Source organism: Planctomycetaceae bacterium, assembly GCA_041398785.1.
Taxonomy (GTDB): domain Bacteria; phylum Planctomycetota; class Planctomycetia; order Planctomycetales; family Planctomycetaceae; genus JAWKUA01.
Map to the genome: position 1 here is coordinate 145,860 of JAWKUA010000006.1, position 17,288 is coordinate 163,147.

Annotated in this window: 12 protein-coding genes; 8 read left to right on the forward strand and 4 right to left on the reverse strand. The window is 59.6% G+C overall.

Going from position 1 to position 17,288, the window contains the following annotated elements:
* Nucleotides 1-366: 366 nt before the first annotated feature.
* Entirely contained in the window at nt 367-1,707 is a 1,341-nt protein-coding gene (locus tag R3C19_09100; protein MEZ6060505.1) for a right-handed parallel beta-helix repeat-containing protein, read from the reverse strand.
* A 328-nt stretch (nt 1,708-2,035) separates the two neighbouring features.
* Here R3C19_09100 and R3C19_09105 point away from each other — a divergent pair, with 328 nt between their 5' ends.
* The 3 genes from R3C19_09105 to R3C19_09115 all read left to right on the forward strand — a co-directional run bounded on the left by R3C19_09105 (nt 2,036) and on the right by R3C19_09115 (nt 5,729).
* Nucleotides 2,036-4,045, forward strand: a complete 2,010-nt coding sequence (locus R3C19_09105; GenBank protein MEZ6060506.1) for a hypothetical protein — start codon at nt 2,036-2,038, stop codon at nt 4,043-4,045.
* 77 nt (nt 4,046-4,122) lie between these two features.
* On the forward strand, nt 4,123-4,467 hold the full coding sequence (locus R3C19_09110) for a translation initiation factor (GenBank protein MEZ6060507.1): 345 nt from the start codon (nt 4,123-4,125) through the stop codon (nt 4,465-4,467).
* 98 nt (nt 4,468-4,565) lie between these two features.
* Complete coding sequence (locus R3C19_09115) at nt 4,566-5,729, forward strand: DUF1559 domain-containing protein (protein ID MEZ6060508.1); 1,164 nt, start codon at nt 4,566-4,568, stop codon at nt 5,727-5,729.
* 208 nt (nt 5,730-5,937) lie between these two features.
* Here R3C19_09115 and R3C19_09120 read toward each other — a convergent pair whose 3' ends face one another.
* Complete coding sequence (locus R3C19_09120) at nt 5,938-8,172, reverse strand: NfeD family protein (GenBank protein MEZ6060509.1); 2,235 nt, start codon at nt 8,170-8,172, stop codon at nt 5,938-5,940.
* Nucleotides 8,173-8,540: 368 nt separating this feature from the next.
* Between R3C19_09120 and R3C19_09125 the strand changes: the two genes are divergently transcribed.
* On the forward strand, nt 8,541-9,176 hold the full coding sequence (locus R3C19_09125; GenBank protein ID MEZ6060510.1) for a DUF3467 domain-containing protein: 636 nt from the start codon (nt 8,541-8,543) through the stop codon (nt 9,174-9,176).
* A 94-nt stretch (nt 9,177-9,270) separates the two neighbouring features.
* Here R3C19_09125 and R3C19_09130 read toward each other — a convergent pair whose 3' ends face one another.
* On the reverse strand, nt 9,271-9,855 hold the full coding sequence (locus tag R3C19_09130) for a DUF922 domain-containing protein (GenBank protein MEZ6060511.1): 585 nt from the start codon (nt 9,853-9,855) through the stop codon (nt 9,271-9,273).
* 605 nt (nt 9,856-10,460) lie between these two features.
* Here R3C19_09130 and R3C19_09135 point away from each other — a divergent pair.
* The 4 genes from R3C19_09135 to R3C19_09150 all read left to right on the forward strand — a co-directional run bounded on the left by R3C19_09135 (nt 10,461) and on the right by R3C19_09150 (nt 16,113).
* Nucleotides 10,461-11,831, forward strand: coding sequence for a Gfo/Idh/MocA family oxidoreductase (locus R3C19_09135; GenBank protein ID MEZ6060512.1), 1,371 nt, complete (start codon nt 10,461-10,463; stop codon nt 11,829-11,831).
* 339 nt (nt 11,832-12,170) lie between these two features.
* Nucleotides 12,171-12,635: a hypothetical protein gene (locus R3C19_09140; GenBank protein MEZ6060513.1), complete on the forward strand. Its 465-nt coding sequence runs from the start codon at nt 12,171-12,173 to the stop codon at nt 12,633-12,635.
* Nucleotides 12,636-12,805: 170 nt separating this feature from the next.
* Nucleotides 12,806-15,871 carry an FAD-linked oxidase C-terminal domain-containing protein gene (locus R3C19_09145; protein MEZ6060514.1) on the forward strand — a complete coding sequence of 1,022 codons (3,066 nt, stop codon included), beginning with the start codon at nt 12,806-12,808 and terminating at the stop codon, nt 15,869-15,871.
* Nucleotides 15,868-16,113, forward strand: a complete 246-nt coding sequence (locus R3C19_09150; GenBank protein MEZ6060515.1) for a MoaD/ThiS family protein — start codon at nt 15,868-15,870, stop codon at nt 16,111-16,113. Before R3C19_09145 ends, R3C19_09150 begins: the two co-directional genes overlap by 4 nt.
* A 57-nt stretch (nt 16,114-16,170) precedes the next feature.
* Here R3C19_09150 and R3C19_09155 read toward each other — a convergent pair whose 3' ends face one another.
* A complete protein-coding gene (locus R3C19_09155) occupies nt 16,171-17,115 on the reverse strand; it encodes a cytochrome c (GenBank protein ID MEZ6060516.1) in 945 nt (314 codons plus the stop codon).
* Nucleotides 17,116-17,288 lie beyond the last annotated feature (173 nt).

Consider the following 17,288-nt stretch of genomic DNA (forward strand, 5'->3'; position numbering starts at 1 on the left):
CAGGTTTCCCCGCCATCGCGGGAAGCTGTGTGGGAATGACGGAACATCGCCAAACCGTAGGCTTCCCGTTTTGCCCCGCATCGGAATCGTCGCGCGAAATGCGATTTCCGCGCGCGAACACCGTCCGGCGATTCTGCTTTTGCTGGTTATCAGCGTTCCGGAATCGCCTGCCGCGCGACTCACGCGACGACGCCAGCGCTGCGAGCATTTTTGGCGGGCAGCTTCGCAGTTGTCCGTCAGGTGGAAGAAAACCCGCAGCGTCCAAAGTTCAGCATTTCGAAGCCGAATGAGCGCAGTACGCCGACCCGCTTTCGGTGCGGATCGCCGGGTGAATCCCTGTCGAGCATGGCACCGCGGATCGGCCGCTTATTCACTGTTTTTTTCGCGACGATCCTCGATCGGGCGACTGGCCGCGATTTGATTGTCCTGCAGCGTCACATCGCCGACGCTGTCTTCGATCACGACACCGGTCGTCTGAGTCTGACTGCCTGCCGCTCGCGTGTCGCGAATCCGGTTGTTCTCGAACACCAGGCCATCGGTTTCCCCGCGAACACGAATGCCCGCCGCGGAACCCTTCGCGCCGTTGTCTTCGATGACGTTGTCCTTCAGGCGGTTTCGGTGTGCCGCCATGCCGAACGATTCGTTGCGGAAGTAGACTCCATCTTCACCGTTGCGAAGCACGTGATTGCGCTGCAGCAGGTTGTCGGAATCCTTGTGGCCGATCGAAATGCCGAAACGGCCGTTGCCGTCCAGGATGTTGTTTTCAAACAGCCCGTGCCGGACTCGCCAGCAAAGAAACAGGCCGTCGGTTCCGTTGCTTCGTGCTACGCAATCGCGCACGGTCGGTCTCTGTGATCCGCTGCCTGGATGAATTCCCAGTTCCGCGTTGCCTTCGCTGGTGCAGTCGGTCACCAGCACGTCGTTGGATTGCTGAAAGCTGATGCCATCGCCGTTGTAGTCGCGGACAAGACAATGCTGAATAATCGTTCCGAAACCGCGATATAGAAAAATGCCGGCTCCGCGACAGCCGTTCAGGTGGACGTTTTCCGATCGGTTTCCGTCGATCATCAGGTTCTCAACGCGAGCGTTCTCCAGGTCATAGCCGCTGACGACGGGAAACACGGTCGCCGCCTGCGCCTTGTTCTGAACCATGCAATCCGCCATCAGCGGTTTGTCGATCGAAAACGTGTTCCCGCTGCGGCCCGTGATTCTGGCCACGGTCGTGTGGAAGCCTCCTGCGCTCGAATCCCAGATCGCGACACCGCTGCCGATGGAAAAGCCGGCCGGATCCGTCACGGTAATCTGCTGTTCGCCGAAGTCGCCGTCGAGCGCCAGTGGCGCTGCAGTGCCGGCGGCTTTCTTCAGAATCGTCTTCTCAGGCGTGCCTCGGACCGTCACGTGCGATCGCAGATGCAGAGAATCGTGCATCAGAAATTCGCCAGGCCCGATTTCCACCGTTCCGCCGCCCAGCGCTGAGATGTAGTCGACAGCCGCCTGGAGCACGCGATTGTCAGTGCCATTCAGGTCGGCGTCCTGATGGCCGACGCGGATGACCGGCCGCTGTTCCATCCGGGAATGCATTTCCAGCGGCAGTTGCTGTTCGGTCGGCTGCGGAGCGACTTTGCTGCTGACATCTTCGCTCGACACCTGCCCGGCAGTTGTCAATGCCGCGACGCACACGAATGCAAGGAATCTTGATTTGCTCATTGTCGGCTGCCTTTCTGAAGCGACGGAATCGACGGCATTGTGACGAATTCCGCGTGAGGTCGGCAACCAGTTCGCCGGTCGCTCGACGACCTGCCGCGGGAAACTTTGTGCTCTGTCGGCCGAAACAGGACGATCGGTTTCCTCAGGCAGGCGCGGCCGGAACAGGGTCACTCCGGGCGGTGTCGCGTCCATTGCACGATGACGGGTGCAATTTCGGGATTTGACAGACAAAATGACTTCGAGCCACAATCTTCCCGTTATCCACGCGAATCTCCGACGGCCGCACGACGCCGTTCGATTCCGATCCTGCCTGCCCCGGGGCCACGCCATGCGTTTTCGACACGCTATTTCCCTGATCGTCATTTTCGTGACCTTTCTGTCGGCGGCCCGCATCCCGGCACAACTGCAGGGGAAACCGGCTGACCGTCCGATCGGTATCGGATACGCCCGGAACATCACGACGGAACGAGCTTTCAACTTCGCGAAGTCACTTGCCGCGCGTCTGGAAGTCGGCAAGCAGACGCTGGATCAGATTCCGGTCGACGAACTGGAAGAAATGAGTTCGAAGGCCGAGAACCCGATCAGCGGAGTCGCCTGGTACATGGTCACCGGGCTGATTCCCACGTTCGAGGCGGTTACCTTTCGGCAGGTTGTCGACGAAGCCGACGCAAAACGGATGCTGGACGTTCAGGTTCGACAGGGAGGAGAGAGAACGTCGCTGACAGGAGCGGACGGCAAGTACAAAGTCGTCAGGTCGTGGAGCTGGAAGAACGAACTTCCCGAAGGCCAGGATCCCCCGGAAATGAACTTCGGCGGTGACCGGCGAGGTTTTGTCAGAACATCCGAAGTGATTGAAGAGGACGGCAAACGCTATCACCAGCAGACTCAGACCTGGACACGAATGTATCGTTACGAAGACGGCTTTCTGTTCGAAGCCGATTTCGAAGAACTGCACACGATGCCTCTGCCGACCGCGGAGACCATTGTCGGCGGAGTCAGCACTGCCAATGATCTGGGCGGCGAAGCGTTTTCGGATCGCATTCCGCTGGGAATCAAGCAGCTTGCCTGGAACATGCTGAACGCCACGCTCAGCACGCAGTTGCAGCAGCGCGATGACGAAGGCCCGGAAACCTTCGACCTGCGCCGCAGCGCCGGTGAAGTGGGACTTGAAGCTGCACGAGCACTGATCTTTGATCTGGAAAGGGCCGAGGGCTGGCTGAGATTCGCAAACCAGGATTCCGACGTCATTCGCGGCGAACTGGTGATCGAGGCCCGCAGAAACAGCAGCCTTGGAAAAACGCTGGACGATCTTGCGTCAGTTCAAAGCCGGTTTGCTCCCATTCTGCACGACAAAGCCGCGGCCACAGTGCATCTCGGCGTACGGCTTCCCGAATCGACGCGACCGGTCTTCGACGCGACCGCTGCATGGCTTGCATTGACGGTAAAGGAAGATATCTCCGGTGATTCCGCGATGACCGACGCCGCTCAGCAACTCGGAACGACCCTGCGGGCCATCGGAACACACGGCAACGTCGAAGCCTTCGTCAAACTGGGCTGGACCGAACCTTCGGGCGGTGTCATCTACGGAGGACTGCAGGTCGACGACAATCCGCAGTTGCTGAAAAGCCTGCACCACATGCTGACCCATGTTCCAGGGACGCCCCCGGGAATTGGCGAACAGATTCAATTGGTCAGCATTGACGGGCGACAGTTCGTCCGTTTTCAGTTTCCCCCGGAGGTGCAGAAGTCATTTGAACGCGACGGAATTCCGCTGAAGCTGACTCACGCATATCTGGTGCACGAGAATTCCTGCCTGTGGATTGCCGTCGGCGGCGAATCGGCTTTCGAGATCATTCAGCAATCGGTCAAACGCACGGCTCAGGCGGGTATCGCAGCGAAAGCCAGCATGCTGACGTTTGAAGTTGATGCCGACCAATGGCTGTCGTATCCGCAGGACGACGAAACCGGAATTCCCGCTCTGCTGCTGTGGCTGGACGCGAATTCCAGTATGTTTCCGCCGGGACCTGCAGCCGGTGCGTTTGGCGGTGATGACAAGCCAACGCCGCTTCTGCAGAAGGTGTTCGACCTGGGGGGTTCGCGCGTGTTTCAATTTGTTGTCGATGCCGATCACAGCGGTCTGGTTGCCCGGCTGGATGTGGGTGAAGCCGTCGGCAATTACTATGTGGCCCGCATGATCGATATTCAGGATCGCATGATGCAGAGAAATCGTCGCCAGGCCGAAGAATCCATGAGGCGACAACGGGAGCTGCAGGAGCGTCTGAAGAAGGAAGGACAGCAACAACAGACGCAGGCGACGTCACCCGATGCCGGGTCGTAGATCACGGCCTGCGGATTGCATTCTGAAAAATTCCGGCGAGGCCCTCGCTGGTTCCCTGGTTTCCGTTGAGTCTCGTGATGCGGCTGTTTGCCGGAACGCAATTCGACCGTCCTCCCCGCTGCGAACGGTGCGGTGAACTTGAGGACGACTGCACCTGCCCGCCGCCGGAGCCCGTTCGGATTGCTCCGGAAAAGCAAACCGCCAGGCTTGCCGTCGAGAAACGCAAGCGCGGCAAGCTGGTGACCGTCATCCGCGGGCTCGATCCCGCGCAGAATGATCTTCCGTCGCTGCTCACGCGCCTGAAGTCCGCCTGCGGCGCCGGCGGGACGATTGCGGCCGATAACCTGGAGATTCAGGGCAGTCACATTGATCGCATTCGATCCGAGCTTCGCACGATCGGGTACCAGGTTAAGACGGGATGAAGGTTGCGGCGACAGGTTTGATTTCCAGGACCCGCATTTGCATACTTCCGGGTTCGCGATTCGCTCATCACCCGTAGGCCTGACACGGAAACTGCATCATGCGTGCTGCACAGCGTCGCTCAGTCGGTAGGCCATCGTGCCGCACTGGTTTCACACTTATCGAGCTGCTGGTGGTCATTTCCATCATTGCCGTGCTGATGGCTCTGATTCTGCCCGCCATCCAGAATGCTCGATCCGCCGCCCGCCGGACTCAGTGCCTGAATCGAATTCGTCAGGTGGGTCTGGCGATGCACGCGTACGCATCCAAACAGCCGGACAGCCAGTATCCGCCGTATGGAACCTGGGGAGACTGGCAGAACGCGGCCGGCGTGTGGCAGTCCGGCGGCTCGATCGGTGCTCAGATGAAAAGCTGGGTCGTCGATGTGCTGGCGGAACTCGGTCGACAGGACATCTTCGATCGCTGGGACCACGACGAAAAGCACGACTCCTCAAATCTCGGCGCGGACGGTGTTTCCAATCTGAATCTGATTCAGGACTACACAATGAATGTCCTGGTTTGTCCGGATGACGATACCGCCGTCGGCAGGAACGGGACGCTTAGCTTTGTCGTCAACGCCGGTTATGCCAACATCGACGGATCGCTGAGCAACACCGGCAGCGGCTGGGGAGGCAGCAACTATCACGGCGACAACAAGCCGGACCTGGACCTGAACGTTAACGGCACCGTGAACGACAGCGAAGATCGCGATCTGTTCCACCGCACGGGAGTCTGCTGGCGGCAGGTGCTGGACAAGAACGGCGACGGTCAACCGACGGCTCGTCAGAACGCCAGTCACACCTTCAAAAGCGTTTACGACGGCCTGGGGAACACGATTTTGGCGACGGAAAACGTCAACGCGGGCGACAAGCAGTCCTGGGGAGACCCGGACCCGCGCAACTGTGCCTTCGTCTATCCGCTGGATCCCATTCCCGGCGACAACGTGCCGCCGCTGACGGCCGCCGACTACTTTGCAACGGCACCGATGGATCCGGCGTACCCGTTCGGAGCAATCAACAAAGCTCGCGGCGGTCCCGAAGGCGAACGACCGTTTCCGAATTCCAATCACTACGGCGGCGTGAACATCGTGATGTGTGACGGTTCGGCCCGATTCCTTGACGAATCCGTTGATCTGACCGTCTACGCCCGACTGGTTTCTCCCGCCGGAAGTGAACCGTCAATGACTGTCGGCCCGCAGGAAATCCTGAACGAAACCAGCTTCTAGCGATCAGGCAAGTGACGGCTTGGAGGTGCGGCGACTCGTCGCTGCTTTCCGTTTCACTGACTCGGTGACCTCCGGAGAATCGAACGACAACACGCAGTTCGACAATTCCCCGAAAATGAAAGCGACGCTGAATCGTCGCGCTCCAAAGCACCCCTGCTGCCGGTCAGACGCATCATCGGGCCAACGGTTTAAGCCGCGCCGCACGGTGTTATCCGGTGGCTTCTGTTTCATCGTCAACCGGGCGAACGACGACACGGTTACCACTGACGCGAATGACTTCAATCAACGTGCCGTGATCGATGTAGGCTCCGTCGCTGACGACATCCAGAAACTGTTCGCCGAAGCTTCCCTTGCCGGACGGACGCAGGGTTGATGACGCGATGCCGCGTTGACCGACTGTCACCGGTCCGGCTGCGAGTCCGGAATTCAGCAGCTCCGGATTCAGGTGCGGTGAGTTCTCGTCCGCCGCGACGTAGCCCGGTGGAGTCAGGATCAGACGATTCAGAAACGGGATCGATGGCAGGAAGCGATTCAGCACAGTGGCGACCACGATGACAGTGACGAGAGCTCCGGCCAGCGTTCCCAGGCTTCCCATCGACTTTTCAAAACTCTCTCCCGCCGACATGCCGGAAAATGTGTGGCTGGCCATCACCAGTGATCCAAACATCAGCAGGATTCCCGTCACGCCGAACACACCGAATCCGGGGATCAGAAAAATCTCCATCAGCAGCAAGCCGATGCCCAGAACAAACATCACCAGTTCCAGAGTTCCGGCGGTTCCGCCCAGATAGCGGCTCCAGAAGAACAGCGCGAAGAAGATCGCCGACAGGATGCCAAAGAAGCCGGATGGCAGGTGCAGTTCGACATACATACACAGAATGCCCAGCGTGATCAGGGCGAAGCCGCCGAATCCGGAACGCAGCATGAAAACCATGGTGTCCACCCACGATGCGGTCACCGGTGTCAGATCGGTATCTTCCGGAAGCCCCAGCCGAAGTCGCAGTTCATCCAGATCCGCACACGGAGGTTCTGCCAGCCCGAGTTCATGAGCACGTTCGCCGTTGACTGTCAGCAACATGTCCTGGCGTGATTCGGGGACGATGTTGCCCTTCACCCAAACGTCGCTGGCTTCGTCGATTTCGTATTGGCTCATGTACGTCACGGCACCCGTCTGGCTGTTTGTCACCTGAAACACCTCCAGGTTTCGGTCCACCCTCGCCTGTAGCAGCGCGGGCGGTCGATTCTTCGCGCGGGCCAGGTCACCCATGAAGGTCAGGAACGGACCCACAAGCTTCTCCGGTACTCGTTCAAACGCACCGCCTTCCTGGGTTTCCTGAATAACGCCGGCGTCACCGATTTGAGCGGTGGGTTTCATAATGATCTGGTCGCAGCCCAGCGCCGTGATGGCTGCTCCGCTGATGGCTTCGTCGGCGATCCAGGCGACGGTTGTGACCTTGCGTGGATCCAGATCGGCGATCGTTGTCGCGAGCGACTCGCTGGAATCCAGGTAACCACCGGGAGAATCGATGTCGAAAATCAGGACCGTGGCCCCGTCGCTGACAGCGGTTCTGATTTGCCGCAGGACAAATTCTTCCGTGACGGGTGTAATCACGTCGTGAACGGCAATCACACGAACGTTGGCGGGTTTGTCGCTGCGACCTTCCTCACGCATCGATTGCAGCGGCAGGTCGTACATGGCCGCCACGTCTCGGCGGTTTTCGACCGTGCGAGCGACCATGAAGCCGGAGCGCACGGCGTCGGAGGCGTTAAACGCTCCCGGAGCCCCGGCGTCCTTGATGACTTCTGTTTCGGAGATCTCGGCATTGCGATTCCGGTACGCCGTCAGTTCCGCAGCCGTCAGAAACCGCTGTTCGTCAATACCCGCCGCGCCCTTCATCTGGACTCGCAGCAGCTCCACCGAAGGATTCATCATTGCCATGACAATGCCGCGAGACATGCGGCTGTTGCGCCGGCGGTCGACGATATTCAGAATGAAATCCTGTTCTTCGGAAGGAACCGCTTCGCCGCGACCGATGTCGCCCAGCGACGCGTCGGGGTCCATCACGATGTCGTGACAGGCGAGCGCCACGATGGCGTGATTTCCGCGGACCGATTTTGGAACCCATGCCACTGTTCGGACGCGGGACACGTCCGCCGTCGTCAGCGCGCGGGCGAGATCGCTGACCTGGCCAAATCGGCTGGAGCCTGACGGGATCTCCACAACCAGCACGGCTTCGCGATCTTCCTTTTCGGCCTGAGTCTGCAGTTGGACGGCAAGGTTGGTGACGCGCGCGACCTGCGTGTCGCTGATCGGACTGGTCAGTGTGACAAACTGGCCGACGGGCGCTGCGGGTGCCGGGACCGCTTCCTGAGCGCGCAGCAAACCGCACGGCAGCATCGCCGTCAGAATGGTCATGAGATTCAGGAACCTGCGGAACCGCATGTTGGTTTCCTTATTCCAGCATCACATCGAGGCCGAACACGGAGCGGCAAAATTATACTTTCACTGTGCGTCAGACCAAAACCGTTTCGAAAAGGTTCGGCGGTCAACTTTACGCTGCCATTTCGACCGACCGGCGAATTGAATCGGTCCTGTAATGCCGGACCGCAGAAGCTGTTCGATGGTGACGCAGCGATCCTGGCAGCGGATCACGGAAGTCGGCGCAAATTCGCTACGAATCACGAAGAATTCCGCGTTTTGGCGCTGAAATCGCAACTGGATGCGAAATCAGCCTCAGCGGAGTATAATGGCCATCCGGCAGCACGCCGCAGCCTGTTCGCACAATGCTTTCGATAGAAAACCGCCGTCTCATGACAGCTCAACCGCCTGGTAATCCCGAAGAACCCCACAGCCAGGAGATCCGCCACAGCCATGTCGGCGCGCTCGTGCCCGCTCATGTTGCCCGAGGGACGTTCAGTACGGGAGCTGTCGTTTTACAGGGACAGCACGAATTCATTGTGGACTTTCTGTTGCGCATGCAGCAGCCGCAGCAGGTGGCCGCGCGAGTCGTGTTGCCGCCGGCGGTGATGGGGCAGTTCATTCAGGCATTGCGGGATAACCTGAAGAAGCATGAAGATCGTTTCGGACCGATCCAGATGCCGGAAACTCCCCCGCCGCCAGCCGATGCACAGCGGCAATCCGCGCAGGATCTTTACGACCAACTGAAACTGTCGGACGATGTGATGTCCGGAACGTATGCCAATGCGGTCATGATTGGACATACGGCCAGCGAGTTTTCGCTGGACTTCATCACGACGTTCTTCCCGAAGTCCGCCGTCGCCGCGCGCGTGTTTCTGGCGTCGCCGAACGCGAAGAAGCTGCTGGATTCGCTGAATCACTCATTTCAACAGTTTCAGCAGCGGATTCGAAATCCGCCGACTCCTCCCGTCCCGCCGCCGCCACCGCCTCCTGACGAACCGCCGCCGTATCATCCGGAAAACAACTGAGACGGCCGGCAGCCCGGCGAATACCGGTCCGCCGGTTGCCGCCGCCCCGGATCCAGACGTCCGATCAGCTGATTCAGCACTTGGCTTGCTTTTCTCAAGGCGTGATTCCGTTCTTCTTCAGGACGTCAAGTAGCGGGACTTTGTATGCCTTACCGTCCGGTGACGACATCGCCGGCACGCGCGCTTTCGTGAACGCCTCGCTGATCATGCCGTCCCACTTCTTCTGGCCGGTCGCGCTTTCTCCGTGATCGGACTCCGTCGGGCTGTCGTACTTGTTGATGATTTTCTGCGCCGTCCCGTTGTACTTTGCCAGGATCGGTGCCAGGTCGGTGTTCAGGGCCGCCTGATTTTTGTAGCTGCGTCCTTTGAGCTGCATCAGGTCAATGAACAGGTCGCGAGCCAGCAGGGCAACAATGTCGTAGTGCCCCTGTTCGTGCTTCAGAATCTCGGCGGGCGTGCGCTTCTTCTTGGCATTGATCTCAGCCATCTTCTTCCAGCTTTTGGCAGCGTTGAAGGTGATGGTTATCGTGATGTTGTCATCCCTCAGCGACTTCAGCGTCACGGTCGGAAGTGAAAACGTGGCACTCGTGAACGCCAGATGGCTGCTGTCCGCCGGCGGTGTTCCGGTAAAGTCGTCCCATTTCAGGGTTTTGAAAAGTCCTACAAGGCTCGATGCCATTCACGTTTCTCCAGTACATTGAAATCCCAACAGATCCAATGTTCCGGAAGCTGTCGAACAATGTCAGAGTGTTTCTGATTCAGGATGCGGGGCTTCGTCGATCGTTGTTCCGCCTCGGAAAATGCCGCCGATCTGTGCGTGCGGCACCAGCGGCGCATTCTGCCGATCAGAAATCAAAAAGTCGCCGGAAATCCGCCCGGATTTTTCGCGAGCCAACGGGCACACTCAGAGTCTCACGGCTCCGACTGTCGCGACGCGCGGGCTCGTGAGCCGGCGGAAGAATGCACGGAAGCGACAGGTTCTCAAGCGGCGCCGTCGGCCGGAACGTATTCGATTCCATCCCGCGGCGGATTCGTTCCGGTCAACCGGTTTTGGTCGGACATCCGGAGACTTTCGACGCAGCGCCGTCGGCGGTATATTTCAGTGTCGGCGACATCGCGGAAGACGCTTCGGCCTGCGGCAGGAGGTCAGGAGAGGCACCGTCTTTGGCTGCAGCATTCAGTAGTCCGGGGGATCCGGATGCTTTTGCAAACGGCCACGATGCAGCCCGCCGACCGCCCGTCATTAACTCATCCAGCCTGCTTCTCAATTTAGGATTCTTAGCCATGCCGTTTTCACACCATTCGACACGCCGGGGTTTTCTGCAGGGACTTGCCGCCGCAGGGACCGCCGCGGTTTTTTGTCCGTCCGCCAATCGGGCGTTTGGTTACTTGTCTCCGAACGATCGGCCTGTGTTCGCCACGATCGGCCTGCGGAACCAGGGCCGGTATATCACCAGCAAATCGTTCAAGTTTGCCGACTTTGCCGCGCTGGCTGATGTCGATGCCAATGTCCTGGGGACCAATGTCGAAGAAGTCGAAAAGCACCAGTCAAAGAAGCCCGATGCCTACAGCGACTATCGGAAAGTCCTGGACCGGAACGACATCGATGCGGTCATGATCGCCACTCCCGATCACTGGCACACCAAAATCGCGGTGGAAGCGATGTACGCAGGCAAGGACGTCTACTGCGAAAAGCCGCTGACTCTGACAATCGACGAAGGCAAGCTGATTGAAAAGGTCGTTAAAGAAACCGGGCGCGTGTTTCAGGTCGGCACGATGCAGCGAACTGAATCTGACCAGAGGTTTCTGCAGGCCGTCGCTCTGGTGAAGCACGGACGGATCGGCACCGTGAAAAAGGTCACGTGCGGCATCAATGGGATGGAAGCGTCGCCCGTTATTCCGGTTGCTCCCGTTCCCGAGGGGCTCGACTGGGAATTCTGGCTCGGGCCTGCACCGAAGGTCGACTATCGAGCTCTGCCGGAATTACGCGAAGGCTACGGCGGAGGCGTGCCGCTGTTCAGCAACTGCCACTATTCCTTCCGTAACTGGCATGAATATTCCGGCGGAAAGCTGACGGACTGGGGTGCTCACCACGTCGACATCGCCTGCTGGGCATTGGGAGCCACGGACACCGGGCCGAGTAAGATCACACCGCTCGATTTTAGTCTGCCCGTGGAATACCGGGACGGTCATCCGACGGTCGCCGATCAGTACAACGCCGCCACAACCTTCAACATCAGGGTCGACATGCCGAACGGGGTCGAGATGCTCATCACCAGCGAAGGCGACAACGGAATTCTGTTCGAAGGAACGGAAGGCCGGTTCTTCGTCAATCGGGGCAAGATCACCGGCAAGCCCGTGGAAGATCTCAAAGACAATCCACTGCCGGACGGCGCGATCGAAGAAGTCTACGGCGGCCCTGTCAGCGAAAATCACACCGCGAATTTCATCGAAGGCATGCAGGCTCGCAAACAGCCGATTTCCGACGTCTGGTCTCACAACCGCATGCTGGAAATCTGCCACCTGTCCAACATTGCCATGCGGCTGAACCGAGCCGTGAACTGGGATCCGGCTAAACGGGAAATCACCGGCGACGCTCAGGCCAACGCGTTCTTGTCGAGAGAAAACCGCAAAGGCTACGAAATCAACATGTAGCACGCGGTTGGCAGAGGTCTCGCCCCGGTCAATGCTCACCGGCATGCCCGGAGCACCCCTCAACGACGATGTGCGGATTGGGTCGCCTGGTTCTGCGCCTGGAGGCAACCGATCATTGCCGAAGGCAGGCTGCCGGTCCGCTCCGACGTTTTTCGGCGACTTTCGGGAAGCGGTTTGCCGCTGGCTATGATTCCCGGAAAACGGGATTCTCCACCGAAGTGGCGAGCTGCGTTTTGCGCGGAAAACGCCGGCGCTGACAGGTTGCGAAGACCGGCACGCCAGGCGCACGAACCACTCAATCCCAGCATCCGATTCCCCTGACCTGAACACGCTGTTTTCATGCAGATTATTTTTCAATGTCCGGTGTGTCAGAGGCGCACTCTGGCTCAGCCGCAGCCTCCGAGCGCGGCGATCACCTGTTCTCACTGCAGTTGGGGCCGCGATGAAGGGGCGAGTGATTTCGATGGCGACTTCGTCAAGCGCTGCCGCGTCTGCGGATGCACTGATCTGTGGCGGCAGAAGGATTTTCCGCCGGGACTTGGCATCCTGTTTGTCGCGATGGGCGCATTGTTCAGCACGATTGCGTGGGCGTGGCATCGGCCCGTGCTTGCTTTGGGAGTTCTGATGGGGTTTGCGTTGGTGGACCTTCTGCTTTACACCTTCATGAGCGATATGCTGGTCTGTTATCGCTGTAATGCCAGACATCGCCGCACGGTGATGCAGCATCAGCATCCCGGGTTCAATCTGGAACTCAACGAGCGATACGTCCAGATGGAAAAGCGCGGAGCATCAAAACCGTCATGAACCGGGCTGCCTGTTGATCGTTGACGGGTGGTTCCGCGCGAAAGACGGAACAAAAGCCGGGTGAACGGGGATCCGGTTGAATTCCGGTCGGCGGTGGCACCGCAGCGGATTCCCATTCGGAAACGGAACAATTTCAGTCCGGACGCAGTGCAACTTCGGAGTAGACATCGGTGGAGGAACTTCGCAAACGAATTGCGGAAGACCTGACGGACGCGATCGACGGCGACGTGCGAGTCGATGCCGTGACCACTGCGCTGCATGCGACCGACGCCAGTCTGTATGAAATCGAACCGCTGGCGGTTGTGTTTCCGCGAACATCGCAGGATGTGGCGGCGGTGGCGGCATACGCTTCGGACAACGGCATTCCGCTGATTCCCCGCGGTGCCGGAACGGGTCTGGCCGGCGGAGCGATCGGACGCGGCATTGTCGTCGAGTTTGCCCGCTACATGAACAACGTGGTGTCGGTCGGCAGTTCCAGCGTTCGCGTCCAGCCCGGCGTCGTTCATGCGGACCTGAACCGTCTGCTGAGGACTCACGGACGCTACTTTGCTCCCGATCCCTCCAATTCGGCAGTGACAACGATCGGCGGAGCGCTGGCGGTTGACGCGGCCGGATCGCACGCGGTGCGAGTCGGCTCGGTTCGCGATCATGTCGAAAGCCTGCAGTGCGTGCTGATCGGCGGTCAGTTGCTGGAATTCACTCGCGCTGAATCTGTGATCCACGATTATGCGATCCGCCATCCTGTTTCCGGCGGAGGGCCGGACGTCGCAGGTCCGGAAGTCGGTGATTCGTTTCTGCCTCCGGTCCGCAACGAGTCACTCGTTCTGTCGTCACTGACACCTGCCACACGGCGTGCCGACATTGTTGAGCGTCTGGCCGCGGTGCTGAAGGACTCGCACGACCTGATCCGTCGGCATCAGCCCGTGTTGCTTCGAAACACCAGCGGTTACCTGTTGAGGGGACTCCGGCATGGGAACCGCCTGGACCTGCCGCGACTGCTGGTGGGTTCGGAAGGCACGCTGGCAATGTTTACCGAAGCCACGCTGAATACTCTTCCGCTGCCGGACTGGCGGGGTGTTGCCATTCTGATGTTCCCTTCGATGGATGCGGCACTGCAGGGAATGCAGTTGCTGCTGGAACTGGAACCCAGTGCGTGCGATCTGCTGGACCGCCGTCTGCTGAGCATGGGGCGGGACGCCGACAGCCGATTCCAGGACGTGATCCACCCGGAAGCGGAAGCCGGTCTGTTTCTGGAATATACCGGCATGAACCGTGCCCAGGTCGAAGCGCGGATCGGTGAATCAGAACGCCGACTTGCCTCCGCCGGCGTGCCGCACAGTCTGACTCGCCAGGCGTTCGATTTTGATGACGTGGAATTTCTGTGGTCGCTGCCGTCAAAGGTTGTATCGCTGCTGGCCCGGCTGAAGGGAGCTTCGCGACCGCTGCCGTTTGTCGAAGATATTGCTGTTCCGCCGTCGGAAATCTCCGCGTTTCTGACTCTGGCGCACAAGACGTTTCACCGACACGAAGTCACAGCCACGCTGTACGCTCATGCCGCGTCGGGGCAGCTTCATCTGCGGCCCATTCTGCCGGTTCCGGACCAGGATACCGCGCCGCGGCTGGAAGCGATCGCCCGCGACCTCTACCGGCACGTCAAAACAGTCGGTGGCACGATCAGCGGTGAACACGGCGACGGCCTGACTCGCACAGCCTTCATCCGGTCACAGTACGGACCGCTGTATCGATCGTTTCAGCAGATCAAGGAGATCTTCGATCCACAGCACCTGATGAATCCCGACAAGATCGTTTGCGACGACGGTCAACTGACGATTCGGCATCTTCGCCGCGTATCGCCCGCTTCGACGGCATCCGGGGACAACGGAAAGGAATCACTGCTGCCGGTTCTGAAGATGAACTGGTCGGCTCAGACGGCGATGGACGAAGCCGTTCACTGCAACGGCTGTGGAACCTGCCGCGCCACGGATCCTTCTCTGCGGATGTGTCCGTTTTTTCATGACCAGCCCGCGGAAGAAGCGACGCCTCGCAGCAAAGCCAGTCTGCTGCGCACGGCACTCAGCCGCAGCAACGGAATCGAATTGTTATCCCATCCCCGCGTCCAGCAGATCACGGACCAGTGCTTCAACTGCAAGCAGTGCCGGCTGGAATGTCCGTCCGGAGTCGATATTCCGCATCTGGTTCAGGAGGCGCGCGCCCAGAATGTGGCGATCAACGGTCTGTCGAAATCCGACTGGCTGTTGTCACGCTTTCACACATACGCCCGATTTGCCTCGCGGTTTACCTTCACTGCCAATCGATTGCTGCGGCACCGCGTGTTTCGCAGGATCCTGCAGAAGACGCTGGGCATCGCCGCCCGGCGCCGACTGCCGGAATTTGCGTCGCGGCCGTTTCTGAATTCAAAGCGAGTGCTGAGCGAACACAATTCCGGCAAGCCCGGTGCGTCGATGCCGACGGTCGTTTATTTCGTCGACTACTTCGCCAATCACCACGATCCGCAACTGGCCGAAGCGTTCGTTCGAATTCTGCTGCACAACGGTTTTCGCGTGTACATTCCGCCGCATCAGACGGTTTCGGGAATGGCGATGATTTCGGTGGGCGATCTGGAAGCCGCGCGCGAAGCCGCCGAAACCAATCTGCGGGAACTCGGCGAGCCCGCTCGCGAAGGCTATCCGATTGTCTGTACCGAACCGACGGCCGCACTGTGCCTGGCTCAGGAATATCCGCTGCTGCTGGAACACCCGGACGTGGGTGCCGTGGCCGCACAGGCCATCGATGCCGGAAACTTTCTGTGGAATCTGCATCAGCGCGGAAAACTGAAAACCGACTTCAGCCGGCTGGAACTCACCCTGGCCTACCACACACCGTGCCACGTCAAAGCCCTGGGAGCGGAAAGCGGCCTGCATCAGCTGCTGAAGCTGATTCCGGGCGTCGAAGTCCGGCAGATTGACAAGGGCTGCACGGGAATGGCCGGGACGTTCGGCCTGGCTGCGGAGCATTTCGAACAGTCGCTGCGACTGGGTCGTGGAATCATCGATGAAATGAAAACCATCCGCGTTACCGCCGGAACCACGGACTGCAGCAGTTGCCGTATGCAGATGGAACAGGAAGCGACAATTCCCACTGTCCACCCGCTGAAGATTCTGGCGCTGGCGTACGGCCTGATGCCGGATGTCGCGGGAAAGCTGGCCGCCCGACCGTCAAAGTATGTGATGTCATGAATCTCAAAGTCCTGCTGTTCGCCGCTGCGAAAGACCTGGCCGGAACGTCCGTGGCGGAACTGCGCGTATCGGACGAAGCCACCGTCGGCGATATTCGAAATGCGCTGGTGGATGCCTATCCGCCGCTGCAGAAGCTGGCGGCGTCGCTGCTGATTGCCGTCAACAATCACTATGCGGCGAATTCGGATCAGGTTTCGGCGGATGACGAGGTTGCCTGTTTTCCACCCGTCAGCGGCGGCTGAACGATTCGACTCTGCGGGTACAACACCAGCGAGTCGTGCGGATGCGGATGCTGCCGATCAGTCCGTGCTTTCCAGCCAGGCTTTCAGTTCGGCGATCTCTTCCGCAGTCAGCGGCTGACCGGGCGGCATGTAACCGAAATCCACCAGCACTCGGATGGGATGCGAATGGACCTGATACAGCGGCGCGCGGTCGCCGTCTTCGTCGTGGCACGCCGTACAGAAGCCAAGCGTCATCGGTTTGCCGGTCGGGGGGCGCGGTGAGTGTTCCGGAAACCGAAATTGCGATCGAGGCTGGTCGGCGATGTACTGGCTGAGTGCCGCGGCCAGCCTGGAATCCAGGACCAGATCTTCCCGAGCCGGATGGATGGCCAGCGGGCCCGAGGAATGGCACTTGTAGCAGCTTGTGCCTTCGAAGTTCACGTCGGTGTCGAAAACCTGCCCGTAGTAATCGAGCGGAGGATCGACGGTCATGTCCTGAACGATCGAAAAGTAGCTCCACCCGTTGTCCGACGCCGTCCGCTGCACCAGCAGATAGACCCGAACCGCGGAGTTGGCAAACGCGGCAATATGGTTCAGCATCGGCTGTCGGATCACGTCCTCCTGAGTGCTGATCAATCCCACATCGGAAACCGGGATCGCTTCGCCGCGATCAAACAGCCGCTTTGCCGTGATCATGTACTGCCTGACTTCGTCTTCCGTCAGCCCGTGTGCGTCCGACCGCGCGTGGGGCGGCAAGTTGACAACGGGTGACGTCCACGGCTTCCAGATCTTCTCGCGGCCAACCGTCGACATTTCCTGAATGAACTTCTCACGAGTAAACGACGGCAGGTCGAGCGCCGGTTCCAGAAGAAGCCCGGTATTGGTGGTCTTTGCCGGAGCGATCGGCTTTGGATCCCCGGAAGGCGGCGGCTTGACAGCATCCTGCGAACGTGTGGCTGCGACGGCAGCTGACAACAGTCCGATCAGAGCGACGCAGGCAAGTGATCTTGAACTGAATCCCACGCTTTCAGACCTCCCGCAACAACACGTTGTCGATGCTCGTCCCTGCGGAACAATCCCGTCGGTCAGTCATGTAACGAGTGCTGAGTCTCCGCCGGCGCGTCCATGCGTTTCTGCGATTCCGGACTCGCTGTCTGCCCGACACCGAAATCCGGCATCTGCCGAATGCCCGATGC